At 44.5% G+C, this 26,614-nt stretch carries 20 protein-coding genes; 13 read left to right on the forward strand and 7 right to left on the reverse strand.

Annotated features, from left to right (window positions below):
• The 3 genes from K9N75_RS05230 (at position 1) to K9N75_RS05240 (ending at position 2,082) form a co-directional block, all read left to right on the forward strand.
• A complete protein-coding gene (locus K9N75_RS05230; RefSeq protein WP_224452295.1) occupies positions 1-978 on the forward strand; it encodes a TDT family transporter in 978 nt (325 codons plus the stop codon).
• A gap of 252 nt (positions 979-1,230) precedes the next feature.
• Complete coding sequence (locus K9N75_RS05235) at positions 1,231-1,539, forward strand: ArsR/SmtB family transcription factor (protein WP_008812566.1); 309 nt, start codon at positions 1,231-1,233, stop codon at positions 1,537-1,539.
• A 9-nt stretch (positions 1,540-1,548) separates the two neighbouring features.
• Positions 1,549-2,082, forward strand: coding sequence for a rhodanese family protein (locus K9N75_RS05240; protein WP_064574887.1), 534 nt, complete (start codon positions 1,549-1,551; stop codon positions 2,080-2,082).
• A gap of 63 nt (positions 2,083-2,145) precedes the next feature.
• Here the strand turns inward: K9N75_RS05240 and K9N75_RS05245 are convergent, their stop codons facing one another.
• The 5 genes from K9N75_RS05245 to K9N75_RS05265 all read right to left on the reverse strand — a co-directional run bounded on the left by K9N75_RS05245 (position 2,146) and on the right by K9N75_RS05265 (position 6,934).
• Positions 2,146-2,481, reverse strand: a complete 336-nt coding sequence (locus tag K9N75_RS05245) for a hypothetical protein (protein ID WP_008812568.1) — start codon at positions 2,479-2,481, stop codon at positions 2,146-2,148.
• A 261-nt stretch (positions 2,482-2,742) separates the two neighbouring features.
• A complete protein-coding gene (locus K9N75_RS05250) occupies positions 2,743-3,867 on the reverse strand; it encodes an MFS transporter (RefSeq protein ID WP_233454366.1) in 1,125 nt (374 codons plus the stop codon).
• Positions 3,868-4,169: 302 nt separating this feature from the next.
• Positions 4,170-4,664, reverse strand: coding sequence for a FidL-like protein (locus tag K9N75_RS05255; RefSeq protein WP_008812570.1), 495 nt, complete (start codon positions 4,662-4,664; stop codon positions 4,170-4,172).
• Positions 4,661-5,533 (reverse strand): winged helix-turn-helix domain-containing protein, encoded by an 873-nt coding sequence (locus tag K9N75_RS05260; protein ID WP_008812571.1) that lies wholly within the window; start codon positions 5,531-5,533, stop codon positions 4,661-4,663. Before K9N75_RS05260 ends, K9N75_RS05255 begins: the two co-directional genes overlap by 4 nt.
• 703 nt (positions 5,534-6,236) lie before the next feature.
• Positions 6,237-6,934, reverse strand: a protein-coding gene (locus K9N75_RS05265) for an IS1 family transposase (RefSeq protein ID WP_223216367.1) whose coding sequence is annotated in 2 segments (ribosomal slippage) — positions 6,237-6,685 and positions 6,685-6,934 — 699 coding nt in all. Because the reading frame shifts where the segments join, the coding sequence is not laid out codon by codon here.
• Between the two features lie 291 nt (positions 6,935-7,225).
• On the opposite strand from K9N75_RS05265, the gene K9N75_RS05270 reads away from it, so the two are divergent.
• Together K9N75_RS05270 and K9N75_RS05275 are read left to right on the forward strand one after the other, a co-directional pair.
• The gene (locus K9N75_RS05270) at positions 7,226-7,357 is read left to right on the forward strand and encodes a LuxR C-terminal-related transcriptional regulator (RefSeq protein WP_250870663.1); all 132 of its coding nucleotides are present in this window, start codon (positions 7,226-7,228) and stop codon (positions 7,355-7,357) included.
• Between the two features lie 213 nt (positions 7,358-7,570).
• A complete protein-coding gene (locus K9N75_RS05275) occupies positions 7,571-14,530 on the forward strand; it encodes an autotransporter outer membrane beta-barrel domain-containing protein (RefSeq protein ID WP_224452296.1) in 6,960 nt (2,319 codons plus the stop codon).
• A gap of 57 nt (positions 14,531-14,587) precedes the next feature.
• Here K9N75_RS05275 and rcnR read toward each other — a convergent pair whose 3' ends face one another.
• Positions 14,588-14,860, reverse strand: a complete 273-nt coding sequence (gene rcnR / locus K9N75_RS05280) for a Ni(II)/Co(II)-binding transcriptional repressor RcnR (RefSeq protein WP_039187331.1) — start codon at positions 14,858-14,860, stop codon at positions 14,588-14,590.
• Positions 14,861-14,980: 120 nt separating this feature from the next.
• Between rcnR and K9N75_RS05285 the strand changes: the two genes are divergently transcribed.
• From K9N75_RS05285 to K9N75_RS05300, 4 genes are all read left to right on the forward strand, one after another.
• On the forward strand, positions 14,981-16,132 hold the full coding sequence (locus K9N75_RS05285; protein ID WP_224452297.1) for a nickel/cobalt efflux protein RcnA: 1,152 nt from the start codon (positions 14,981-14,983) through the stop codon (positions 16,130-16,132).
• Positions 16,133-16,256: 124 nt separating this feature from the next.
• Positions 16,257-16,589 (forward strand): TehB family protein, encoded by a 333-nt coding sequence (locus tag K9N75_RS05290; protein WP_039187326.1) that lies wholly within the window; start codon positions 16,257-16,259, stop codon positions 16,587-16,589.
• A 14-nt stretch (positions 16,590-16,603) separates the two neighbouring features.
• Positions 16,604-16,942, forward strand: a complete 339-nt coding sequence (locus K9N75_RS05295; protein WP_175320326.1) for a DUF1869 domain-containing protein — start codon at positions 16,604-16,606, stop codon at positions 16,940-16,942.
• Between the two features lie 991 nt (positions 16,943-17,933).
• Positions 17,934-20,876 (forward strand): autotransporter outer membrane beta-barrel domain-containing protein, encoded by a 2,943-nt coding sequence (locus K9N75_RS05300; protein ID WP_224452298.1) that lies wholly within the window; start codon positions 17,934-17,936, stop codon positions 20,874-20,876.
• A 70-nt stretch (positions 20,877-20,946) separates the two neighbouring features.
• On the opposite strand, the gene araD is transcribed toward K9N75_RS05300, so the two are convergent.
• Positions 20,947-21,639 carry an L-ribulose-5-phosphate 4-epimerase gene (araD, locus tag K9N75_RS05305; protein ID WP_166713000.1) on the reverse strand — a complete coding sequence of 231 codons (693 nt, stop codon included), beginning with the start codon at positions 21,637-21,639 and terminating at the stop codon, positions 20,947-20,949.
• 443 nt (positions 21,640-22,082) lie between these two features.
• Here araD and K9N75_RS05310 point away from each other — a divergent pair, with 443 nt between their 5' ends.
• The 4 genes from K9N75_RS05310 to K9N75_RS05325 all read left to right on the forward strand — a co-directional run bounded on the left by K9N75_RS05310 (position 22,083) and on the right by K9N75_RS05325 (position 26,606).
• On the forward strand, positions 22,083-22,892 hold the full coding sequence (locus tag K9N75_RS05310; protein ID WP_039187317.1) for a DeoR/GlpR family DNA-binding transcription regulator: 810 nt from the start codon (positions 22,083-22,085) through the stop codon (positions 22,890-22,892).
• Positions 22,893-23,037: 145 nt separating this feature from the next.
• Positions 23,038-24,042 (forward strand): substrate-binding domain-containing protein, encoded by a 1,005-nt coding sequence (locus K9N75_RS05315; protein ID WP_008812577.1) that lies wholly within the window; start codon positions 23,038-23,040, stop codon positions 24,040-24,042.
• Positions 24,043-24,103: 61 nt separating this feature from the next.
• Positions 24,104-25,621, forward strand: a complete 1,518-nt coding sequence (locus K9N75_RS05320) for a sugar ABC transporter ATP-binding protein (protein ID WP_008812578.1) — start codon at positions 24,104-24,106, stop codon at positions 25,619-25,621.
• Positions 25,614-26,606, forward strand: coding sequence for an ABC transporter permease (locus K9N75_RS05325; protein ID WP_039187313.1), 993 nt, complete (start codon positions 25,614-25,616; stop codon positions 26,604-26,606). Before K9N75_RS05320 ends, K9N75_RS05325 begins: the two co-directional genes overlap by 8 nt.
• Positions 26,607-26,614 lie beyond the last annotated feature (8 nt).

The raw sequence follows: 26,614 nt of genomic DNA on the forward strand, positions 1-26,614 counted from the left end.
GTGTTGAGACATTTACATCATAGAGTTCGAGGATTACCGACGCCTGTTGCAGGTTTGGCATTAGGGATCGCAAGCTTGGGGTGGTGTTTAGAGAATGCTTTACCGCTGCACGGCGTGGGGCAAAACGCGGGGGCTTTGATTGCGGCAGTGTTGCTATGTGCGATGGCGGCGCGCTTTGTCCTTCATCCCGATACGTTAACGCAGGATCTCAAACATCCGGTTGTGGGGAGTATCGTTCCAACTTTTGCGATGGCTGCGATGGTTGTGTCTAAAGCGTTAGGTCATTTTCTGCCGCTGGCGGGTCAGGTTCTTTGGCTGGGGGCTGTCGTTGTACATCTGATCGCGCTGGCATTTTTTATCTATCATCGTGCACAAGAGCCTAATCTGCATCATATGGTACCGAGTTGGTTCGTACCGCCGGTGGGAATTATCGTTGCAGACGTTACCTGCCCAAGTGATGCCTACACCGAGTTTGCTTTGATTCTGCTGGCGATTGGTATGGTGAGCTATCTGATAATGCTGCCAATGATGATTTACCGTTTTATGTTCCGTAATGAAGTACCGGATGCAGCAAAACCGACGATTGCGATATTAGCAGCGCCGGCAAGCTTGTCATTAGCGGGGTATCTGACCGTGGTTAAAGAGCCGTCGATGCTGATTTGTGCTGTGTTGCTTGGTATCGCCTTACTGATGACCCTTGTGATTTACTGTGCTTTTTTCCGGCTGATGAGACTGCCGTTTAGTCCGGGCTATGCAGCATTTACTTTCCCGATGGCGATTGGTGCAACGGCACTTTATAAAATGGCAAATTTGGTGAGTAGTTATCCACATGCCGCCGAGTATGCTCGCCAACTGCATATGATGGCGACCGCAGAAGCTGCGATTGCGACGTTGGTGATTGGTTATGTATCAGTACGTTTTATCCATAACTATCTGCTCCCTAGCCGGCTGAATATTCATCAAGGCGCGGTCAAATAGTGGGATATAGGAGTTCGACAATAATGAAAGATTCAGAGCAGGTTTCATTCGTTCCCGCTGCGGCATTGGTTTTGTTTTTAGGCTGTTTTGTGTGGGCGCTGTTTTTATAGTTTGGTGTAGGTGGCTTCTGCTGAAGGCTCGTCAAGTGACGGGCCTTCGTCGTATTAATCTATTGGTATTTCTCGCTTGCATTTCATTTGGCTTTATTTTAGATTTATCTAAATTTAGAAAGTTCTAAAGTAAGGCGTCAACATGGATTCTCCCTTCAATCTTGCAGAGTTACAGCAACGCGCGAGCCTAGCTAGTTCCCTATTGAAATCAATGAGTAATGAAAGCCGATTACTGATTCTATGCATTTTGCTTGGTGCGGAGCGTACCGGAGCGGGAGAACTTGCGGCGGCAGTGGGGTTGAGTCCTTCAGCAACGTCCCAACACCTGGCCCGAATGCGCGAAGAGGGATTGGTTGATTCCGAGCGCGTGGGCACTAGCGTGCTGTATTCCATAAAAAACCCAGCTGTTGAGCGCGTTATTGGCGTTCTTAAAGATATCTACTGTTCTTAAGGAGTCATTATGTCATCTGCTATTACTATTTCTCCGCAAATGGCCAGTAAAATGCTCGGGGAAGGCGCACTTTTGGTGGATATTCGCGATCCTCAAGAGTATGCCCGAGAGCACATCTTTCAGGCTCAGCTCTATCCTCTTGGCGAATTAGAGAAGGGGATGAAAATCTCTGGTGTAACGCCTACAAGCAAAGTGATTTTTCACTGTTTATCAGGCATGCGCTCCTCTAAAAATGCCGAACGTTTAGTTCAGGCTGCGGCTCCTGCTCAGGTTTATCTCATGGAGGGGGGAATTAACGCGTGGAAAACAGCGGGATTGGACGTTGAGATAGATAAGCGTCAGCCGTTACCTTTAATGCGTCAGGTTCAGATTTCCGCGGGGACATTGGTTCTGTTGGGGGTTATTTTAGGCTATCTAGTGAACTCCGGATTCTTCTTGCTATCTGGTTTTGTCGGCGCAGGGCTGCTGTTTGCAGGTATCACAGGGTATTGTGGTATGGCTCGTTTGCTGATGAAAATGCCTTGGAATAAAAAACCAACATAAGTGTTTTCCGTTGTAGAGGAGTGGCACAAACAATGGTTAGCTGGCTTCGAGCGGGTTCTCCTTTTAACACGACAGCGATTTAGCTAGGTAGTGAGTGTGTAGATAAATCTCCGCCAGTTCATCCACACTTGACTGTTCCATCTGGGGACTTGCATATTCCAGCACGATCCACAGTAAGGCGCTGCATTGCTGAATAACTAAGCTAACCGAATTATACGATAGCGTTTGTCGCGCTTGCTGCTGTTGGATTAACTCGTTGTTACTCATGTTTAGTAAATTAAAACCCAACGCCAGTACATCTAATAGGTTATCGGGTAAACCATTTTCCGTGCTGGTGTTAATCACTTGATGCAGGCGCAACATGTTACTGTGCAAAATCGTTAACGTTTTATCGCTCATTTAAATCTCCAGTGCTGAAAATTCATAATCTCAAAAAGCGGTTTTCTAGCGATAGTGGCTTCTAGCGATAGATAATATGCAGCTACCCAATTTGAATCCCTTGCCGAGGAGTCGAAATCGTATTCCTTTAAAAAGTGGCGACAAATTGAAATAGTAGGAAATGAGATGAGCATTCCAAGCAGAATGCGGCAGGAATGTCGTACGACAAATAGACTGGAATCAAGGTAACCCCGCGAACAATCGCGGGAGCTACCCGTTTGGCTATGCGTTAGATTTTGGCGGTTCCCCTACAGCGGGAGCTAACCAAATGGCAAAGGTGACTAGCGCCAAGACGACGATCATTGCTGAGCGCAATCCTAAGTGCTCTCCCAAGAAGCCAAGCATTGGCGGCCCCACTAAAAAGGCGATATAGCCAGTAGTCGCTACGGCGCTCACGCGCGCCGCTGGATTGGGGCCAGTGTCACTCGCTGCAGACAACGTGAGTGGGAAACCAAGCGATGCGCCTATACCCCAAAATAGAACAGATGCGCTCACCAAAAATGTGTTTTCAGCAAAGATAATCAGTCCTAGACCGATAACGCCAAATATGGCGCTACCCCGTACGACGTTAACACGACCAAATCTGCGTAAAAAATAGCCGCCACAGAATCGTCCAACCGTCATGCCTAATGCAAATCCTGTGTATATCAGCGAGCCTGACGTTGGACTAAATCCATGTCCGTCGACCATTAATAGTGGTAACCAGTCATTAGCTGATCCTTCTGCAAGCGCCATGGCTAATACAATAAGGCCAATGAGGATGAGGCGGCGATCTTTCCAGACGTTAGTTGTCATGCCCGTTGATTTATTGTTATCGGCAGTGTCTGTCACTGAAGGCCGTAGGCCATTACCTTGCGGCACGGATTTTAATGCCCAGAGTGTTGCGGGAATGCAAATAATGCCAATCAATAATAGATGCCACTGAATAGGAAAATTGACCGAGGTTAAACCGTTTCCAATACCGGCTCCGACTAAGGTACCTAGGCTAAAACAGCCATGTAGCATAGGCAGTAGAGGGCGATGAGAGAGACGTTCTACATCTGCGCCTTCAACATTAATAGCAATTTCCGCGGAGCCCATCCCTGCGCCAAATAGACATAGTCCAGCAGAGACGGTGAGCGCCGAAGAAAAAAAAGCACCGAGCGCGACAAGTAATATCCCAGCAATAACCAAACTGGTGCCGGCAGCAATGACGGGCTTAGTACTAAATCGTTGTACGAGATATCCTGAGCTGAGAATGCCAGCCATTGAACCAATGGATAGCCCGAATAGCACTAACCCCATTTCTGCCGTGGATGCGCCAAGTTTGTCGCGAATTGCTGGCGTTCGAGTGACCCAAGATGCCATCGAGACGCCAGGTAAGAAAAAGAAGATGAATAGGGCGAGGCTGCGGTGTTTTAGTGAAAGACTGGGCAAAGGAACCGTCCTAAAGGCGTAAAGACTGAGAAACTCAATGAAGGAGAAAGTGAATGTGTCTGATTACACTAAACTGTTTAGCAGGTATTTCAAGGACGAGATGGTGGAGTGGTAGCCTTGAACCTCTAACGCCATGGATAAAATCAATGGCGTTTGTTTGATCCTTTTCTATCTTAGGGGAATGGTTTGTCGTCGTGTTATAGCAAGATAGCTATAAACGTTGTCCTAATGAGTTAGTTTGGTTTTACCACGCAGATTGTCATGGGGGAGAATGAACCACCTAGTAGGTAGGTATTATTGTTTACTTTTTTGATTGTCAGTGCGTACTCATAGGCTTGTTTGATCATGAAACTATTCTCTATGAAATGATCCGGCGCATTATCGGCTAGCGATCTAAGCACTTTTGTTGGTGTTACTTTGTAATAGTCAGCCCCTTCTCTCTCGTAAGTGATGCTGATATCACGATTTAAAAAGTAGGATTTATCACCAATGTCAATCTTAGTTTTGATGCTGATACGCCCCGTGTAATCCGTATTGAAGCGATAGGTGGTTGAACCGTCAGCGCGTATTTTCACTTTTTCATTAGCAATTTCACTCATGCCTGAGCTTTCGCAATTGATGTTAAGGCGGGTTTTATAAGAGTAAAAGAAGTAAGCTATGTTAATAAGAGAAATGAAAGCAATAAAAAGAAGGATGTGATTTATTTTCACTTTTATTATCAGACTCATTTTGTATCCCAAGGTGAATAGTAAGAGCTATCGCATGCAATGAACTGGTTTGTACTCGCGTCTCGCAGGGTACATCTGGCGATGAAAATGTCGCCAATTCGCCCAAAGACTAAACTGTCATCAATGTAGGTATAAAATTCAGTCCCAGTAATGCAGCTGAGCTTGCTCCTGGTTATTGCAGTTTCAAATATTTTCTTTTTTATTGGTATTGCCTGTTCCGAGTTGGGGTGCAATGTGTAAACTCGACAGCTATCAATAGTGGTCAATAAATAGCTATGTACGGTTTCGCTTTTGATCTGATTACTAAAGCTAAATACAAATAGTAAAACATTGCCAATAAATAAGATTAGAAGTGAATAAAAAACACACCGTTTTTGGGTGTCATGGCCGTTTTTGTCGTTCGGCGTTGCTTGGATATTTTTCGTTTCATATTTTTCTTCATGATTAGTTTGGTGTTTTTTTATTGGCACAGCATCTGATTTTTCAGACTGACTCTCTTTTTCATGTTTGTCTTGGTAGGAGTCGTCGGCATCCTCTATACGTTGAATTATACTAGGATTAAGTTTGAATCCAACTTTAGGTATTGTGATTATTGAGTTCTCTGCAACCCCAAATTCATAAAGGCATTTTCTTAGAGTGCGTATATATTGATTTAATCCTGCATTAGATGAACGCTGCCCATGATTTTCCCATATTTTTTCAAATAACTCTTCTCGACTCACCACGCAGCCATAATTTTCCAGCAGTAAGTTAAATAACCTTGCTGTTGTTGTGGTTAGTGCTAACTGGTTTTCATCATTTTGAAGTGACCTTAGAATGCCATCTTCAGAGTTATAAGTAACAAGATCATCGACGATATAAATACTCATTATTAAGTACCATAAATATCAAGGGGGTTTTTATGATGCATATAATATATTTTTTGGTCAAATCATGAGATTTTTCTAACGACAGTGTTGAGTGAAAATATAATTTTATTTAACAGGTGTGTATCTTGGCGTTATAAAAATTAACTCTAATTATGAATAAATGAATATATATATTTTTATGTAATTATCTTGCTGGAAGTATAGCTGCAATATTAGCTTTTTTAATGGCTTTTTAATATGAAAAACAAATGATTTTCAGACAAAAATATCATTTTTTCGATGAATATAGGTTCATCTGTCTAGGTTGTGGGCGGGTGGTTATAATTACCACACAAAAGTATTGAAGGCTGTTTTGTTGTAGGAATAATCTTAACTGATTTTGTGGCGCTTTTTCACTAATGTTGGGAATGTTTTTTATTACCAATGAGATTTAGCCTAAGCCCACAGTATCTGTGACTTCTGGTGGATGAAATGGTTAATGTCGTTACCCAAGGTTTAGATAATTATGCCAAGAAAGGCATTTATGCAGTTGTTGAGGGGATATATGGTGAGGACTCAATCAAAAAGAGTGAGATTGATGATTTAGACGATCCTTGCGAGGACGTCACATTATACTTTCGTACTAAATTTGAGGGATTAAGTCATTGTACTTGTCATCTGACAAACAATAATGTCGCAGTGGTTACAGGGTAATGACTCCAACTTACTGATAGTGTTTTATGTTCAGATAATGCCCGATGACTTTGTCATGCAGCTCCACCGATTTTGAGAACGACAGTGACTTCCGTCCCAGCCTTGCCAGATGTTGTCTCAGATTCAGGTTATGTCGCTCAATGCGCTGAGTGTAACGCTTGCTGATTACGTGCAGCTTTCCCTTCAGGCGGGATTCATACAGCGGCCAGCCATCCGTCATCCATACCACGACCTCAAAGGCCGACAGCAGGCTCAGAAGACGCTCCAGTGTGGCCAGAGTGCGTTCACCGAAGACGTGCGCCACAACCGTCCTCCGTATCCTGTCATACGCGTAAAACAGCCAGCGCTGACGTGATTTAGCACCGACGTAGCCCCACTGTTCGTCCATTTCAGCGCAGACAATCACATCACTGCCCGGCTGTATGCGCGAGGTTACCGACTGCGGCCTGAGTTTTTTAAGTGACGTAAAATCGTGTTGAGGCCAACGCCCATAATGCGGGCGGTTGCCCGGCATCCAACACCATTCATGGCCATATCAATGATTTTCTGGTGTGTACCGGGTTGAGAAGCGGTGTAAGTGAACTGCAGTTGCCATGTTTTACGGCAGTGAGAGCAGAGATAGCGCTGATGTCCGGCAGTACTTTTACCGTTACGCACCACGCCTTCAGTAGCTGAGCAGGAGGGACAACTGATGGAGATGGAAGCCACGGGAGCACCTCAAAAACACCATCATACACTAAATCAGTAAGTTGGCACCATTACCTGGTTACAGTGCTAAGTGATAAATCCGATGTAGGACATCTGGGTAATGAGGCGACTTTTACTATCTCGGATAGCTTTACGGATATCGAGAATAAAATAAAAAAAGTAATGAATCTCCATAAGAAAATCATGAATGAGGCAAGGCCTTCTCAATGCCTGTATTGCAAGATGCTTAAGGTATTAACACCAGAGGAGAAAAAGGTTGTTTTATTAATGAATAAAGGCCTTAGCTCAGTCATGATCGCTACATTACTTAATAAGAATATTAAAACGGTGAGCAGCTATAAACGCAGCATCATGAGGAAAATTGGTGTTAGGAGTAATGTGCAGCTGTATCGTTACCTTTCGACGATTTCGGTAGACCATTGATGTTTAAATTATAACTAATCCATTTCATGCTTAATACATGATATGCGATATCTATTCAGCCATCAGGCTTTTTTCAGGTTTTCTTTAGGACATTCATAAATTTTTTACGTTTCAGCCGTAAAAAATTCCAATTCCAGGTTTGTCAATCAGCGAAACTCAGATGTGGAGTCAATTCTTTTCGAGCCATGCTGATATTAACAAAGGCATATTATAGTGAATAAAATTTTTAAAGTTATTTGGAATCATAGCTTACAGTGCTTTGTCGTTGTGTCGGAGCTAGCACGCGGAAAACTTAAAACTGATTCTACAATAAAAATGAATGAGAATGCTCCTAAAAATCAATTTAAAATTTCCCTGCTATCAACTTCTTTGCTGATGGCAATATCGGGCTATGCTCAGGCTGCGGATATTACTGTTCATGATTTTAAACCTACAGACCCTTTTGAAGAGGTTATTGTTGGCTCAAGTAATTTAACAGGGAGTTTTGCGGGTATCCAAAAGGGAGAAAGTGGATCCAAGTGGACGACATTGGGACAAGCTAAAGCTGATGGCTTGATCACAGGCGATAGTGCCCAATGGGTTGACCATGATATTTTTAGAATTGGTTCACAGACTAAATCGATTAACTACATAGATCCTGTGACTGGCAACACGGTGACGATGAAAGTCTATGATAATAACGATATTCAAACGGAGCCTGCTGCAGATTTTCGTATAACAATCTCAACCCCAGTGGGAAAAGATGGTCAATATGTCGATAGAAACTTTTACCAGATTGGTTCTGGCGCGTCTCTAGACGTCAATGTTGGTAAAACCACAGGAAACTGGGTCGGAGCTGCAGAAAACCAATTCAACGTTATTTTGAAAAGTTCTTCCAAAACTAAGAATAATTCTTCAGCATTTCATGTGACCGATGGGGGGCAACTTAACTATCTGTCGAAGACCGTTGTTCAGCTCGGTAATAATGATAATAACATCCGAGATTCCAGTAACCCTGTTGCTTGGATGACGACAGCAGACTTTGTTGGCTCTTTTGATAGTGTGATTGGCCCACAAAATATTACTAACATTGATGAGTTTAAAGCCTATAACGATGCTTTAATTAAAGCCCTACAAGACGGTAAAATTCAGTTAACTGAGGCTGAATATTCTGCTGAATTGAACAAGGCCAGAGATCAAACATTACATGGGATTGTCGTTAATACAGATAATATTGCTTCTGACGATGCAGTAAGAGCGACTGTCAATCGAGACGTCGTGTCTTATCTCCATGCTGAAGGTGCTGGTTCTAATATTAACATTGGCGCTGACGCGAACATCCAGCTAGTCGGCTCTGATGCCACCGTTGTTAATCTGGAGAATGGGGCTAAATTAACCAACAATGGCACCTTGGGGACGGCGGGAAATACTTTCCGTGGTGCTTATGTTGTAGCAGCCCGCAGTACATCCTTTGTTGAAAACAATGGCGTGATCGATGCAGGTACAAACCCTGAAATGGCAGACTTCTTTCAGGGCGGAGCTGCAGGAGTGGCGAATGGCACCCATACCGCAATCTTAGCGAACGGCGCGTCGGTAGTTAACAACAATAACACTGGCGTGATTAATGTTGCCGCAAGAGGTAACTACTATGGCAATACCGGAGTATTGCTCGGCTCCTCTGCTACGTTAAATAACTATGGCGCGATTAATATTGCGGCTAGCAATGAAGCAAGCAGCATTTTGGGTGACGGTTCTAATATTGGTGTGGTCACTCAGCAAAACACCACATTTAATAATGAAGGTACGTTATACATTGGCCGTATGGCGCAACGGACGCCATCTGATAGCACTGATGATTTGGCCATAAAGCAATCATCAATAGGCGTGCATCTCTATGGTAATGGTACTTATAACGGAAAAACTAATTCAGAAATTATCATTGGTTCTAAGGTTCAGAATGCGACTGCTATTGATGTTGGTGGCTCAGCAACGTTAAATCAGCAGGGTACTATCCAACTTAATGGCGCGGTATCTGGAGAGTCTGTCTCTAGTAATACAGGGATTCTTGTTCGCGAAGGCACCAATGCTAACAAAGTAATCAATAGTGGCACTATTGATATGAATGGGTTGAATAGTACTGGGATTAAGGTGTTAGCGAATGGGCAAATTACAAATTCAGGGACGATCAATGTTAATGGTGGCCTCGACCCAGTAACACATTACGCCAACTATGGTATTTACGCTCAGGGTGAAAAAGCATTAGCGATCTTATCCGGTAAAGTGAATCTTACCGGTGATGGCGCCATCGGCGTTCATGCTAGAGATAAAGGTGAGATTGATGTCACTCAAAATGGTGTTGTGACGTTCAACGGCGGTACTAACCAAACGGGTTACTATATTTTCGGTGCCGGCTCAAAAATAAAAAACGATGCTAGCAGTGTGCAAGATGTGTCAACGCAAGACTCAACACTCTACCGAGTTGACGGAGGCGCCTCCTTTGACGGCTCTGGTAATAGTGCTGCGCAACTTAATGCCTCTGGCGATAATGCGACCATTATTCGCACTACTGGTGCGGGGAGTCAATTCAGCTCAGGCAAATTAGCACTTAGCGTTACCGGAGAGGGGGCCACAGGGATCCGAATTGAAGGCGGTGCCACGGGAGAAATTACTGCGGACGCCGTGATTGTAAAAGTGGCGGGCAAAGATACTACTGCGGGCATTGTGGACGGTAATTACTATGAGTTGGATGGTTCTGAGAATGCCGCTAAAAAAGGTAATTCCGTTCTGACCAGCTATGCCAATTTGGAAACAGCAAATACTGCTGATGGGGCATTTGGCTATATTGCGCGTAACGGTGGCAAGTTGATCCATGAGGGAAGCATCGACTTCACCGAGGCGAATAGCACGGGAGTATTGGTTGACGGCGGTATTTTGGATAACCGGTCTACTATTGTAGTTAATGGTGTCGCGGTGAATATTCAGGGGGCCAGTTCTGAAGTCACCAATACTGGAACGGTCACCGCAACGGATGGTACTGCCGCCTATTTAGTCGGGAAAGACGCCACATTGGCGCTAAACGGTAATGGTATTACGCAGGCTGCGGGTTCGGCTCACGGTATTTTATTAGATACCGGTGCGAAAGGCTTAACGGTAGACGGTGCCACCATAACCATGAGTGATACCGGCAGTGGTAGTGCTATTGAAAACAAAGCCGATATCGTCGGTATTCAGCTTAAAGATACGACGATCAACGTCGGTAGCGGTATTGGTGTTCACACTGGAGCCTCTATGGCTCAAACCAACTCCGGTACGATTAATGTCACCGGCAGCGGTACCGGTATCCTGTTTGAAAACATTGATGGCTCGCAGACCGATCAAACACTGGATATGTCCGACTCAAAAGATTTGGTGATTAATGTTCAGCAGGCCGGAGGAAAGGGGATTGTGACCAATGCGTCTTCTGACCTGAAAACCGGCGTGAGCGTTAATGTACTCGATGCTGCGGGAGGCGCAGCGCTGATAGTCAAAGGTTCAACACAAAAAGTTGAACAGTCAGGAAAACTTACCTCTAAGTCGACGACGGATGCGGTGGTTGATATTAACAACGGTAGCGTAAGCGAATTCGTGAACCGTGGTGATATTTTGGCACTCAATGCCTCACAGAAAGCCGTCGAAACGACCAGCGGCTCAGGTGTGCAGTTCACCAATGCTAATGGTGGGAACATCATTGGGCAGGTCAATCTTCTTACTGGTAATAACGTTGTGACGTTGGAGTCAGGCAGTACGGGAACTGATTTCACCACGGGTAGTGGTAGCGATCTGTTCTTACTTAAAGATGTTCAAGAGAGTGAAACCAACCTGTTTACATCTCTTAATGGTGGGCAAGGCGAGGATGTCTTGAAACTGGATAATTCCAGCTATGTGTTAAATCGCGCCGATGCCATTACCGGAATGGAGCATATCGACCTCACTAACGGTTCGACTTTCACCCTAGATAACGTGCTGCTGGCGCTAGGCGATAGCCGTGATGATAGTGTTTCAACGGGCTATTCCATTGATTCTACGAGTACTTTAGCCGTTAAAAATAGCGCTAGCGTTGCTTTTAATAGCCACTTATCTGGCAATGGATTGATGACGGTTGATACCACGGGTAACTCGTTTGAATTCACGTCCAACAACGCTGCCGATGGCTTCGCAGGGACGATTGCCATGGGGAATACTCGTTTTGAGCTGGATGGGCTTAATACTCAGGCTTTAACCAATGCCACGCTGCGTGCGGACAACGGTAGCATTACCCATGTTGGCGCTGGGCAGCAAACTATCGGTGGGCTGGCGTTTAACGGCGGTACAGTGAAGTTTGATGGTGTGACACCTGGCGTGACAGAGGCCGCAGGGACTATTCATACCACCGATAACATGGATCTGTTGGGCAAAGGTGTTGTTCAAGTCGATGCAGGCAGCGTGAGCAACGATCGTCCTTTACCAAATACACATGTTTCCCTTCTCGAACAAGATGATACTGGAAGCCTGATTAAGCTGGCTGATTCTGATGCGGCGGTTCAAGGCAGTGGCGGTAATTTAGAGCTGCATGACGCCAGCGGTAACGTCATTTCAGATGGTGTGACGTTAGATATTGTTCAGGATGGAACCACTGTCGCCAAAGGCACTTATGACTATCGCCTGACCAGCGGTGAAAATAACGATGGTCTTTATGTGAACTACGGTCTCACTCAGGTTGAACTGTTAGGAAGTGGCAATGATGCATTGGTGCTCGATGCGAATGGCAAAACGGGCAATGCTGCAGATTTGAGTGCCAAAGTCACAGGCAGCGGCGATTTAGCATTAGATAGTCAAAAAGGTGAGACGGTCTCTTTATCTAACATGGATAACGACTATACCGGCGTCACCGATGTTCGTAGCGGTAACCTCTTGATGCTGAACGACAACGTTCTGGGATTGACCAGTGAACTCAAGTTAGCGTTGGATACCGTACTGGATATGAATGGTCATAGCCAGACGGTGGGCAAACTGGCTACGGATGCGGGCTCTTTGCTGAACATCAACGGCGGTAAATTAACGTTAAGCCACGGTGGAATTTCTTCGGGTGAGTTAGCGGGTAGCGGAGAATTGGTTGTTGCCGCTGACACGTTAACGGTGAATGGCGCCAATGCGAATCTCTCTGCGACGACCACGATTGAGCAGGGGGCTTTAGCTGAGCTGAATAACACTCTGGGTCTGGGTATCGGCGATATTGTAGATAAAGGTGAGCTGTTGCTGAATAAGGCGGATGGCGTTCTCTATAACAATATCAGCGATAACGGCGCTGTAGCTTTGAAAGATAGTCACGTGGTTCTTGCGGGTGACAACAGTAAATTCGCGGGCACATTCATTATTGATTCTACGTCTCAATTGACGGCGGGTTCTGCACAGCATTTAGGGACGGCCGATATAAAAGATGAAGGCGAACTGGTACTGAATACTCAGTCCGATTGGGCATTGGCTAACAACGTGACCGGCAGTGGTTCGCTTATCAAACAGGGTAGTGGCAGCGTGACCCTTAATGAAAACGTAGCCTATACCGGAAAAACTGACATCCAGCAGGGCGGTCTGATTCTTGGCAATGAGAATGCGCCAATGACGCTTGCCAGCCAGCAGGTCAATATTCACGAGGGGGCGAAGCTCTCTGGATTTGGTGGTGTCGCTGGCAATATAGATAACCAAGGCTTGCTACAGATTGGCTCAGATACTCAAACTGATGGTAAGACCCAAACTTTCACTATTGGCAAAGATCTGGTAAACAGCGGAACCGTCCTGGTCGGTAATAATACTGGACATGCGACCGCGGGTAATCAGCTGTTGGTAAAAGGTGACTACACCGGTAATGATGGGCACATTCACTTTAATACCGCACTTGGCGACGACAATTCGGTTACGGATAAGCTGGTCGTTACTGGAGATACGTCTGGGAAAACCGGAGTCAGCGTCAGCAATGCCGGCGGCACAGGGGCTCAGACGCTAAACGGTATCGAACTTATCCATGTGGATGGGGCATCTAATGGTGAGTTCAATCAGGAAGGACGCATCGTGGCGGGCGCTTATGATTACACGTTGGCGCGTGGTAAGGGGGATAGCAGTGGAAATTGGTATTTAACCAGTAAGCAAAATGGTGAAAATCCTGATCCAGGCCCAAATCCAGAGCCGGGTGAAAATACCGAGCGTCCTGAAGGTGGGAGTTATATTGCTAACCTTGCAGCGGCGAATAATCTGTTCGTGACACGTTTACATGACCGCTTAGGTGAAACTCAGTATATCGATGCGCTAACCGGAGAGCAGAAAGTAACCAGTATGTGGATGCGTCAGGTCGGTGGACATAATAACTTCCGCGACGCTGCTGGCCAGTTAAAAACTCAAAGCAACCGTTATGTGATGCAGATGGGCGGCGATATTGCACAGTGGAGTACCGATGGGCTAGATCGCTGGCACTTAGGTGTGATGGCAGGCTACGGTAATAACCACAGCAACACGCACTCCAACATCAGTGGTTATAGTTCGAAAGGTTCGGTTGATGGCTACAGTACTGGTATCTACGGTACGTGGTATGCCAATGACGCCGAGAAAACAGGTACCTACGTTGATAGCTGGTTGCAATATAGCTGGTTTAACAACCATGTTAACGGTGAACAAATTGCCTCTGAATCGTATAAGTCACGCGGAATCACTGCATCGGTAGAAGTGGGGCAGACCATTAAGCTTAATGAGTTTAAAGGCAGTCTTGGTAGCACGAATACTTGGTACATTCAGCCGCAGGCACAGGCCGTTTGGATGGGTGTTAAAGCGAAAAACCATACCGAATCTAATGGTACTCGCGTGAGTAGCGATGGCGACGGCAACCTAATGACTCGACTGGGCGTAAGAACGTATCTCAAAGGGCACCATGCAGTTGATGAGGGGAAAGGACGCGAATTCCAGCCATTTATTGAGGCCAACTGGATCCATAATACTAGAGATTTCACGGCTACGATGAATGGGGTTGCCGTTAAACAAGATGGCGCACGCAATCTGGGCGAAGTTAAAGTTGGTGTTGAAGGGCAGCTAAATCCACGTCTTAACCTGTGGGGCAATATTGGCGTACAGGTGGGGGATAAAGGCTACAACGACAGTGCTGCAATGATTGGCGTAAAATATAATTTCTAATCGTATAGAAACTGAATAAGGGGCTTCGGCCCCTTTTTTCTTAAGAAAAAACAGTCTCTATTTTATGTAAGAGTCTAATACCTTCAGTACCACGCTCAGATCTTCTTCTCTTTTACTTTCTGAATCTTGGTGGACAATATGTTCAGTGAGATGACCTTTAATCACTTCTCGCATCAAGCCATTCACAGCGCCTCGAATTGCCGCAATTTGTTGTAAAACTGCGGAGCATTCATGAGGTTCATCAAGCATTTTATTCAGCGCTGCAATTTGCCCCTGAAGCTTGTTTGTTCGCGCTTTTAGTTTTTTCTTATCTCGAATGGTATGTGACATGTTAACACCTTTGTTACATCTTTATGAGTTAAATATAGCACTCACCAGATACTGGGGGGTAGTATTTTATACTGGGGGGGAGTAGAATTCCGGTTCTCTATCATATTAAGAATTATTCTCATGAACGAATTTACTACGCTATTTCAACAAGGGAATGCTTGGTTTTTTATACCGAGTGCCATCTTGCTTGGCGCTTTACATGGTTTGGAGCCAGGCCATTCAAAAACAATGATGGCAGCGTTTATCATCGCGATAAAAGGCACTGTTCGGCAGGCAGTCATGTTGGGGTTGGCTGCCACGTTCTCCCACACGGCTATTGTATGGCTCATTGCTTTTGGTGGAATGTATGTCAGCCAGAAATTTACGGCACAAGCGGTTGAACCGTGGCTACAGTTACTGTCTGGCGCGATTATTTTAGGTACTGCATTTTGGATGTTTTGGCTAACATGGCGAGGAGAACGAAATTGGCTTGAAAAGATGCATGCTGATGACAATCATACGCATAATGAAGCGCAACAAATAAATACCAATAATGGGGAGGTGGAGCTGTCCATCCATGAAGAAAACCACGTTGCCCGTTTTAGATTTAAGCAAATAACAGGACATGCTGACTTTGCTGAGAATATTTCAGCGATCGTTGATAGAGGAAATGGTGAGCAAGAAATATATCGATTTACTCATAAAAAAGGATGGGCTGAGTCAGAAAGTGAAATTCCAGAACCACATGAATTTTCAGTCATATTAAAGCTAGGCATTGCAGGAGATATTAGAGAATATCAAACTTATTTCCATGACCATGACCATGACCATGACCATGACCATGACCATGACCATGACCATGACCATGACCATGACCATCAATTCAAAGGTTTAAATAAAGACTCTAAAGAGTATCAAGATGCTCATGCGCTGGCTCATGCAAACGATATTAAAAAACGCTTCACAAGTAATAAAGTAACTAACTGGCAAATTTTATTATTTGGCCTTACCGGTGGATTAATGCCTTGCCCTGCGGCAATTACTATTCTTCTTATCTGCATCCAATTAAAAGCATTAACCTTAGGCGCAACACTGGTTGTTTGTTTTAGTATTGGCTTGGCGCTGACGTTAGTCACTGTCGGTGTGGGCGCGGCGGTTGGTGTTAGAGAGGCACAAAAACGATGGCGCGGGTTTAACCTATTAGCGCAAAAAGCGCCCTATTTTTCTAGCGCTCTGATCGCGGTCGTTGGGATATATATGGGGATTCATGGCTATATAGGGCTTCTTGGATAGCCGAAAGCTAGATGATGCGTGATGCATTTACGCTAACTCATAAAATGGTATATGATATGCATTATATAGATAGGTAGCCCTGCGTTCTTAAGGTGCAGAGGTGAAATTCATATGAGGTCGAAATATGCAGCGCATCATTATTCCTACAAACTATATCCATACCCGCACAACGCCATTGTGGACCAAGGAAACCGCTCCAGCATCTATCTGGAAGCGCCACCTAGACGCGGGCACACGGCAAGGCGTTTATCCACGTTTATGTGTGATGCAGGGAACCATTCGCTACTACGGCTATGCTGATGAAACCAGCCCTGAGCCTATTGAAACGCTGACGATTGAGGCGGGGCAATTTGGTGTATTTCCACCAGAGAAGTGGCACAGAATTGAAGCGTTGTCTGATGACACTGTGTTCAATGTAGATTTTTATGTAGATCCCAAGATTTTGTTAGAAGATTAAGGCTGGTAAATATGATGACAACTGAGAATCAAGGTTACGCACTTACGCTATCTAATTGTGAGAATCATCGAAGTGCAGAAAAAATATATCTGAAACCAATGGCATTATATATTCCGGACGTTGCTGCTAGCGTGGTTGCGGAGTTAATTACGGATTTAGGTGACAAAAACAGTAATGGTGAGGCCTTCTTACTGACGGTGACTAATAAAAATAACGGTGTGTCAGTAGATAAAGAATTTTCATCTTTAACTGAGTTAGAAAATCCTGCTACGTCAGCGGATGCGGTTAAAGAACTGGTTAATATTGTCCGTGGGTATGAAACGGATGAAGATACCAATGTTTGCGGTTGGTAGAGGAAAGAATAAATTTGAACGAGCTTGCGTTTCTAGGTCAAAGGACCTGACCTACTTGGCCTGCTATGGTTTTTCCCTGTTACCCGCGTGACGCTCATTACGTCCTCAAGAGAAAACAAGTAACTCTTTCTGAGTAAAATTCTGATAATAAAACGTCATAATTTGATCATGATATCGGTGTGTCAAGTACTTGGTTTTTTATGGTGAATACCTTCAACTCTATTTTTTCTCTGTAATAGAGAGATAGTACATGGTTTTGTGCATAATCTAAGTGCTTTCTCTATAGTGTTATATTTTGTTTTTATCGAATGTAAAAAACAAATCCCCGATAGTCCATCCCGCTAATATAAAGTAACGTGTGTAAATCTATTTTTATGTTTATTAATTTTCCATTTAAAATCATATGGATGATGTTTTTTCGTGAGTTTTCACATGTAATTTTTCTATTAATTTAATTTTTTTGATAGATTCTGGCAATCATGTGGCATGTTTCATGCAAAATTGATTGTTAAAATACCCATTGATAGAATGTGTGAATACTTGATTTTGCTATTGAACGTGAAGTTATAGCTTAGGATAAATCTTTATCGTGGGGTGTCATGGATGGCATGTCTTATTTTAGTGGTTTGGCTTTGTTAATTTAAATGAACAGATAAATAATACTTCTGTGGCGTGGAGTTTATAATAATTATCCCCGCGTGTTTTTAATAATTAATAGGCTTCGTATCAGCTGGATAAAATCGCGGTAGATATTTCAACGGCTATGTCGAATTTTTACTAACTGCACTCTCAACTCGTTAGGAGGTGATGGCATATTTTATAAACTAAATAAATGTACCTTATCAGAATTACGGTGAGAACTGTATTCAAGAAATAGGAACGCTCGCTTTATCTCATACCTATTTTTACCAAGGAGATTTGGAAAAAATTCTCCTCTCTGCTTAAAAGCATTTCACTTTTGGGTAGTATAATAATTATATAAGGAAATCACATGAGACTTACAATCTCACATGCGCTGCTTCCAGTCATCTATCTGGTTGCATTACCGCTGAATGCTGCGGATTCAATACCAGAATCTTTCCAACCTAAAAAAGAATCGACTGTTCCTACTGACTTGAAGACTAACTCTAGTTATCAGGACTCATGGGACTATACCCAAGAGAAGTGGGGACAAAAATATCCAAATCTGCAAATCAAAGATAATAAATATCTTGCTGACCGTGACATTGTTTTACTCAATCCTGCGTTTAGCAAGCAAGTTGTAACGCTAATCAACCATTCGTACAGCGTTGGCAATACGCTGAATTCGGTGCAGCTCAATATTGGTGATGGAATCAATGAGGCGAATGGCTCAGAAGCGCTGAATACCCTCGTAAAAGGGGAGTATGTTAACAGCAGAGGCAATATTGAAACGGGGGTATTGTCTGTTAATAGCAATGGTAAAGCCTTTAATACCGTGGTTGACGCTTACGGTTCGCTTTCAGTTTCTGGCGATGGCGAAGTTTATAATTCACTAATAAAAACTGGCGGTTTACAAGTTTTAGGCACCCGTGCCTACGCGCAGGCCAATATTATCGATGGCGGTGTTCAACAGCTATCGGTCACGGGAAACGCCGTGGCTGAAGACAACATAGTCAAAAATGGTGGTCAACAGATTATTTATGCTGGCACCGCAAAGAACTCGCACATTGGTGACGGTAGCTACCAGTTGGCCAGTGGCTTAGCGCAAGACACCGTTCTTTATAGCGGTGCGTTCCAAGAGGTCTATTCAGGCAAAGGAGAGACGCACGTTGCCGATAGCAACACTCAAGTACTGGCAGGCGCTTTTCAGCAAATTACCTCCGGTATTTCAGAAAATGCTCAGGTATATGGCACTCAAACGGTCAGCGGCGTTGATGTGACTTGGAAGGATGGTAGTTGGACATCAGATGAAGGTTCTAAAATCAGAATTAATGGCCAAACAGCTAAAAATTCAACTATCTATGCGGGTGGTAAACAGCGAATTCAGTCTGGCACTGCGGATGGTACTCAAGTCTATGGGGTGCAAACCATCAGCGGGCAAAAAGGCGGCTGGGTCGATGGTAAATGGGTCGATGCCGATGGCTATACAGGTGGCATCAGGGCTAATGCGACTAATACCACGGTTTATGCAGGCGGTTTACAGCAAATAGCATGGTATGGTGAAGCCGATCAAAACATCATTGACGGCGGAACCCAGCAGGTTGATGAGCTTGGTCATATATCGAATACCACTATTCAGAACGGTGGGGCTAGCACCATTGCCTATGGCGCTTATTCCAGCGGAGATCTGATCGTTAAAGATGGCTCGCTGAGTATGCAAGCAGGAAGCGATCACGCATGGACTGAAAACCTAGGTAAAGGCGCTTATGCAGCGAACGTGGATCTGCAAAGCGATAACGCTTATCTCTATATTCAGCACAACGATGCGACGCCAGAGTCCGTTGTAACGATCAAACAGCTAACTAATAATGGCGTGGTCAACTTTGGTGCGCAAAATGGCAGTGATAATGGACGTTTCAGCCGGCTCGATTTAAACACGCTGAGCGGAAGCGGTACGTTCATCATGAATACTAATCTTGCTGGTGAAGAGGGGGATTTCCTCAATATCTCTGATTCGGTCAGCGGCAATTTTCATGTGCTCGTTCGTGACTCTGGCTATGAGCTGACTGGCAGTGGAGCCAATCCGTACCATCTGATATATGCTAACGGTAGTTCGGCAGATACTTTTGCTATGACCAATGGCAGCGTTGATTTAGGTGCCTACAAGTATTATCTGGTACACGGCGATGCGAGTGATAAAGATAATTGGTATCTATCCCCCACAGCCGTTAAGCCAAACCCGGAGCCCGATCCTGATCCTACCCCCGATCCAGATCCGAAGCCGGACCCAGATCCAACGCCAGATCCTGGTACTGATCCCGGCCCTGATCCGCAACCAGAGCCGGAACCAACGCCAGAGCCAACACCAGAACCGACGCCTAATCCAGGGCCAGGTACTAAACCTGAACTCTCGGAAAGTGCAAAATCCGTTCTCGCGATGGCTAACGTAACTCCAACGATTTGGGATGCTGAGCTTTCAACGCTGCGCAGTCGTTTGGGTGAAGTGCGTAACAATCAGCAGAATGACACTGGTGTGTGGGGGAAATACATTAGTAGCCGTTACCGCATTTCAACCAGCAACGTGGGATATAACCAAGATCTGAACGGGGTCATGTTCGGAGGCGATAGAACCATTGCTTTAGACAACGCCCAGATGATAGTTGGCGGCATGGCGTCATATACCCATTCCGAGCTTGAAGCATCGAAGAGCAATGGCAAAGTCGATAGCTACAGCGTGGGTGCCTATATCACTTGGCTGCACGACAGTGGTTACTATTTGGATGGGGTGGTGAAAGCGAACCGTTTCCGTACTGAAAACAATCCGTACTTTAACGGTGGTCGAGCGCACGCGCACGATAATAGCTTTGGTGCCGGTTTCTCGCTTGAGGCCGGAAAACATATCTCATTTGATGACTATTTTGTTGAGCCTTATCTACAGGCGGCATTCTTCCGCGGCGAGCGAAGCGAATATAAGCTCGACAGCGGTATGAAGGTGAAAGCTGATGCAGCGAAGTCAGTCAAAGGTGAGTTAGGTACAACGCTTGGAAAAAACGTTACCCTTGATAATGGCGCAACCATTCAGCCTTATATGCGTCTGGCGGTTCGACATGAGTTCATGAAGGATAATGCGGTGGTCATTAATAACACTGAACACTTCACCAATGATATGTCCGGGACCAGTGGAAAATATGGTCTAGGTATCACTACTCGTATGAACGATCGCTGGGCAGCCTATGGTGAAATCAACTATGAAATGGGTCACCATATCGAAACGCCATACAGCGGCCAGATTGGCGTCCGTTATTCATTCTAGCGTTCAAGAATAAGTTACAAACTTCCCTCTAGCCCCGCAGATTGCGGGGCTTTTTGTGCAAAAACACCTGTTACTGTCCATAATACGCATTAGCGCCGTGCTTTCTTAAGAAATGCTTGTCCAGTAATGTTTGCTGCATGGCGGTGAGATGGGGCTGAAGTTGTTGTGTAAACAGATTCATATAGGCGATTTCTTCAAGCACGACAGCGTTATGCACCGCGTTAGCAGGATTCGTTCCCCAGGCGAAGGGGCCATGACAGTTTACCAGCACCGCAGGAATTTGGTTGGGGGAAATCCCTCTTTGTCTGAAGGTTTCAATAATGACGCTGCCAGTATTGTGTTCATAACTCTCCTCTATTTCGTCGTCGTGCATGGGGCGTGTGCAAGGGATAGCACCATAGAAATAATCCGCATGCGTTGTGCCTAGCGGCATTAAATCTTTGCCGGCCTGCGACCAGATAGTGGCATGGCGCGAATGGGTATGGACGATGCCACCAATATCAGGAAAAGCGTGGTACAGCGCCAGATGAGTATCGGTATCAGATGATGGTTTCTTATTTCCTTCGACGACTTTTCCACTCTGTATATCGACGACAACCATGTCATCCAAACTCATATTGGCATATTCAACCCCAGAAGGCTTAATGACCATTATACCTTTTTCTCTATCAATACCGCTTACGTTGCCCCAAGTAAATGTTATCAGCTGGTGTTCTGGTAGAGATAAATTAGCGGCAAGGACTTTCTTCTTCAACGTATTCATTACTTACTCCTGAATTATTGTTTACTTATGTGATGAAGTGATTTTTATTTCTTTCATTAATTCGTTTTTTTCGTGACGTTGTTATTTAAATTACGCCGAATAAATAAGATGTAAAATGCAGGTGGATTATGTATGAGCAGAAAACAACATAAATGGTCAAACTCGGAACTAATCGGGCATCTATTGATGTTGTTTTGATGCCCGTAAATGCCCGTTTGTTGGTTTTACTGTGGGGATTAGATGAGAAAAGAGAATTAATCTGTGATTACCATCCATTAATTCTGTAGGTTATACATCTGGTTTGCACTCAAATTTAAGATTTTGCTCACGCTCTCAGCTGCGAATTATTAATGTAAAACGATTCTAGACACCAATCACTTTAATTCATGGAGAAAAGATTAATGATATAGACATAATGAAATCGGTTTTTACGGGTTGATATTATGTTGCAGGCTGAGCGTTATAAAATGATTTGTGCGCATGTTCAAAAGTTGGGGGCGGTGCGCGTAACGGAGCTGTCGCAATTATTTCAAGTTTCTCAGGAAACGATTCGTAGGGATCTGACGAAATTAGAACAAAATAAAAAACTAACCCGTAGCTTTGGGGGGGCGGTCTCTCTAGAGGCTCCAGATGTCATGTCCGCGGCGTTGGAAGATAAAATCTGGCCGGAAAATAGCGTTGATCGTGCAGAGTCATTCCGTAAGCGTACCGAAGAAAACCCTGATATTAAAACAAAAATTGCCAAGGCTGCGCTACAGTTCATCCATCCGGGTGACTGCATTTTGATGGATAACAGTAGTACCTGTTGGTTTCTGGCGCGACAAATACCGGATATCGATATTACGGTTGTAACCAATTCATTACGCATTATTCAGGCATTAGCTTGCCGAGATAAAGTTCGCATTATCGGTATTGGTGGGGAATATTCAGAACGTCATGATGACTTTCATGGGCCAGTTGCAGAGAGCGCTATTAGAAACTTTCAGATTAATAGTTTCTTTTTTTCATGTCAGGGGCTGAATCTGGAAAATGGTCTTCGTGATGGCAGTGAAATCAATGCCCGGTTAAAACAGGTTATGCTTCAAGTTTCTGCACAAAAAATATTAATGGTTGACTCAAGTAAATTTGAACAGTTTGCTTTCAGTAAAATATGTATGCTGAATGAAATTGACATTATGGTTACCAATAACTGTATTGATGAACGTTATCGTAGTCTGCATCCACAGTTAAATGTAGTCGAAGTTGATAAGTAATCGTTTTTAATCATTATTTGAATAAACAAGGCTATTGCTCATTGATTTAGCCGACACCAGAGAAAGTACGAAATAAATAAAAAGTCAGGCTGATATTTTTATCGGGACTTCCTGACGCATGAGACTATATCTTAAGGAATTTACGATGAAAAAATTAATCTTATCTTGCCTGATTACGACTGTATTAGCATCAACTGCAGCATGGGCGGAACAACCCGCAACGACTCAAAAAGCGAATAAGCCTTTTACTATGGGGGTTGTGGTGAAAGTCGGTGGCATTCCGTGGTTTAACGTGATGGAACAGGGAATTAAGGAAGAAGGAAAAGCATTAGGTGTCGATGCTTGGCAAGTTGGGCCGACAACGGCAGATCCGGCTGAACAGGTACGTGCTATTGAAGATTTAATCGCTAAGAAAGTTGATGTGATCGGTGTTGTGCCAAATGACGCCAAAGTTTTGGAGCCCGTATTGAAGCGTGCTCAAGAGGCGGGTATTAAAGTCATTACGCATGAATCGCCTGATCAGGCCAACGCAGACTGGGACTTTGAGTTGCTTAACACCCAGACAATGGGCGCCAATCATATGAAAGATATGGCGAAATGTATGGGTGAGGAAGGGAAATATGCCATGTTCGTCGGCAGTCTGACGGTTCCTCTGGTGAATGACTGGGCCGACGCGGCAATTGCTTATCAAAAAGAACATTATCCAAAAATGACCCTCGTTGAAGATCGCTTTGGTGTGGCTGAATCTGTCGATGATTCGATGCGTACTACGAATGACCTAATGTCTAAATATAAAGATCTAAAAGGCATCATGTCGTTTGGTTCACAGGGGCCTATTGGCGCAGGGCGCGCTATTGATAAACGTAAGAAAAATGATGCCATTTGCGTTTTCGGGACGTTTACCCCAGGCCAGGGTATTAAATTGCTGGAAAAAGGCGCAATCGATGGTGGGTATATTTCTAACCCGATGACGGCGGGTAAGGTCTTCGTTCAGGTTGCTACGGCGATGATGAACGGCGAACCAATCAAAGATGGCGTAAAAATTGGTGATATGGGTGAAATTAAAGTTCAGAACAACACTATTCTGAGCGATAACCCTGAAAAACTCGATCTTGAAAATACGAAGCGTTTAGTGAAGTTAGGCTTGTAATTTAGGTTTGCATCACCGGGCCAGTGCTGGCCCGGAAATCCTTTGGTCGTTCAGGAATAGCATGATGCCTCATACTACAGAGCATAATGCGGGTGTGCCATTAGTGACGTTAAAATCCCTAACGAAGAGCTTCGGTGGCCATCAAGCATTGAAAAATATTGATCTCACGCTAAATAAAGGTGAAGTCCACTGTCTTGCTGGTGCGAACGGGTGCGGTAAAAGCACGTTAATAAAAACGCTGAGTGGGGTTTATACCCCGGATACCGGCAGCGAAATTATTATTGATGATAAATCCTGGTCTAGACTTTCCCCGGATAAAGCTCGCGAGTTAGGTATTCAGGTTATTTATCAGGATCTCTCATTATTTCCTAATTTGACGGTGGCGGAAAATATTGCCTTTGAATATAACCTCAAAGGATATTTGAGATGGCATAAAAAAGCTTATCTAAAAACGGTATCAGAAAAAATTATCCAGGAATTAAATTTTAACCTCGATGTGGACGCATTGGTCCAGCATTTGCCAATTGCGCAGCGTCAGCAGGTCGCTATTTGTCGTGCGTTAGTTGCAGAGGCTCGACTGGTGATAATGGATGAACCAACGGCTTCGCTGACCCGCACCGAAGTTAATCAACTGCTGCGTACGGTAAATTATCTCCGTGATAAAAATATCACCGTGGTTTTTGTCAGTCATCGTTTAGATGAGGTTAAAGAGATTTCCGACCGTATTACGGTGATTCGCGATGGTGAAGTGGTAGGTACTTGGGCTGCCGATTTATTATCGCCGGGGCGTATCACTGAACTAATGACCGGTAGAACGATTATTCATCAGAAAAAACTACCGAATAGTGTGGAAGGCAAAGTTATTCTTGAGCTGAATAAATTGAGCCGCAAAGGGCAATTTGAAGATATTTCCCTCAGGCTCCATCAAGGTGAAGTATTGGGGTTGTGTGGTTTACTCGGCTCTGGACGAACAGAGTTGGCGCTAAGTCTTTTTGGTGTCACCCATCCAGATAGTGGGGATATTTATTTGGATGGTAAGAAAGTAATGATTAAAGATAATACCCAAGCTGTAGAAATGGGTATTGCATATGTCTCTGAGGATCGCCTGACTTTGGGAGCTGTTTTACAGCAATCGGTCAGTGACAACATGGTGCTCTCTATCCTGAATCGGCTAAAAACGCCATGGCAGTGTATTGATGAAAAACGCCAAGAAACTTTGGTTAAGGAATGGATTCAGGATCTCGATATTAAAGTCACTAATCCTGATAACCCGCTTTCCACACTATCTGGCGGCAATCAACAAAAGGTTGTACTGGCAAAATGGATTTTAACTCGCCCGAAAGTACTGATTCTCGATGCTCCTACTGTTGGTGTAGATATTGGTGCGAAAGACAGTATTTACCAACTTATCCAACGACTTTCCGGCGTCGGTATTTCCGTATTGCTAATTACTGATGAAGCGCCAGAAGCGTACTACAACTGCGATCGTATTTTTCATATGCAGCGTGGAAAGATTATTAACGAACTGCGACCTTCTCTCTATACCGAACAGCAGTTAGCGGAGGTGATTAATGGCTAAAGGACTACAGCTCCGGCTCCCACGTTCGGTAGAAGGGTGGTTGGGATGTGTGATTGTTCTGATGCTGGTGCTTTTTTCTCTGATGAGCGATGAGTTCCTGTCGATTCAGAACCTGCTTGATCTCACTGAGAGTTATGCCGTGACGGGGATCTTCGCTCTTGGACTGTTTGTGGTGCTAGTGACAGGAGGTATTGATATTTCGTTCGCCGCCGTTGCATCGGTTGTTCAGTACGTGGTGGCTTCATTACTACTTAATGGAATGATAGAGAATCCCCTGCTGTGTCTTGGATTAGCTATTGGGCTGGGCGTTATATTGGGTCTGATTAACGCGATCCTTATTTATTACCTCAACGTAGTGTCCATCATTATCACTATCAGCATGCAGTCGCTGCTGTTCGGTATGTTGATGTGGCTGACTAATGGTCACAGCATTTACGACTTACCTGATTGGTGGATTACGCAACGATCCTTTTTTAGCTTTGGATTTGAAGGCGAAGTTTATCAGATTGGATTACCGCTGGCGGTGATGCTGGGCATGGCCTGCTTCACTTGGATAGTGATGAATAAAACCCACATTGGGCGTCAACTTTATGCCGTGGGCGGAAGTCCTGAATCAGCACGGCGTATTGGTATTAGGGTTTCACTCATTTATCTGTTTGCTTACGGCTATCTTGGGGCAGCGGCGGCGATTGGGGGAATGCTTCAGGCCTATCGCATGAGTGAGGTTGTCCCTAACGCGTTGGTGGGTGGCGAGCTAGAAGTACTGGCTGCTGCTGTATTGGGAGGGGCGAGTTTATCCGGCGGCCGCGGTTCGGTTATTGGCACACTGATGGGCGTATTTCTCATCGGCATTCTAAAAAATGGCCTCAACCTGATTGGCGTATCCAGCTATTTCGTCAACATCGTCATCGGCGTGGTGATTGTCTCAGCTATCTGTGTCACCCATTACAAAAAACGCAAAGAAACGGACGTTGGATTCGTCTGACAGGGAGC

This window comes from Hafnia paralvei (assembly GCF_020150375.1).
In the GTDB taxonomy this organism is placed as follows: Bacteria; Pseudomonadota; Gammaproteobacteria; order Enterobacterales; family Enterobacteriaceae; genus Hafnia; species Hafnia paralvei.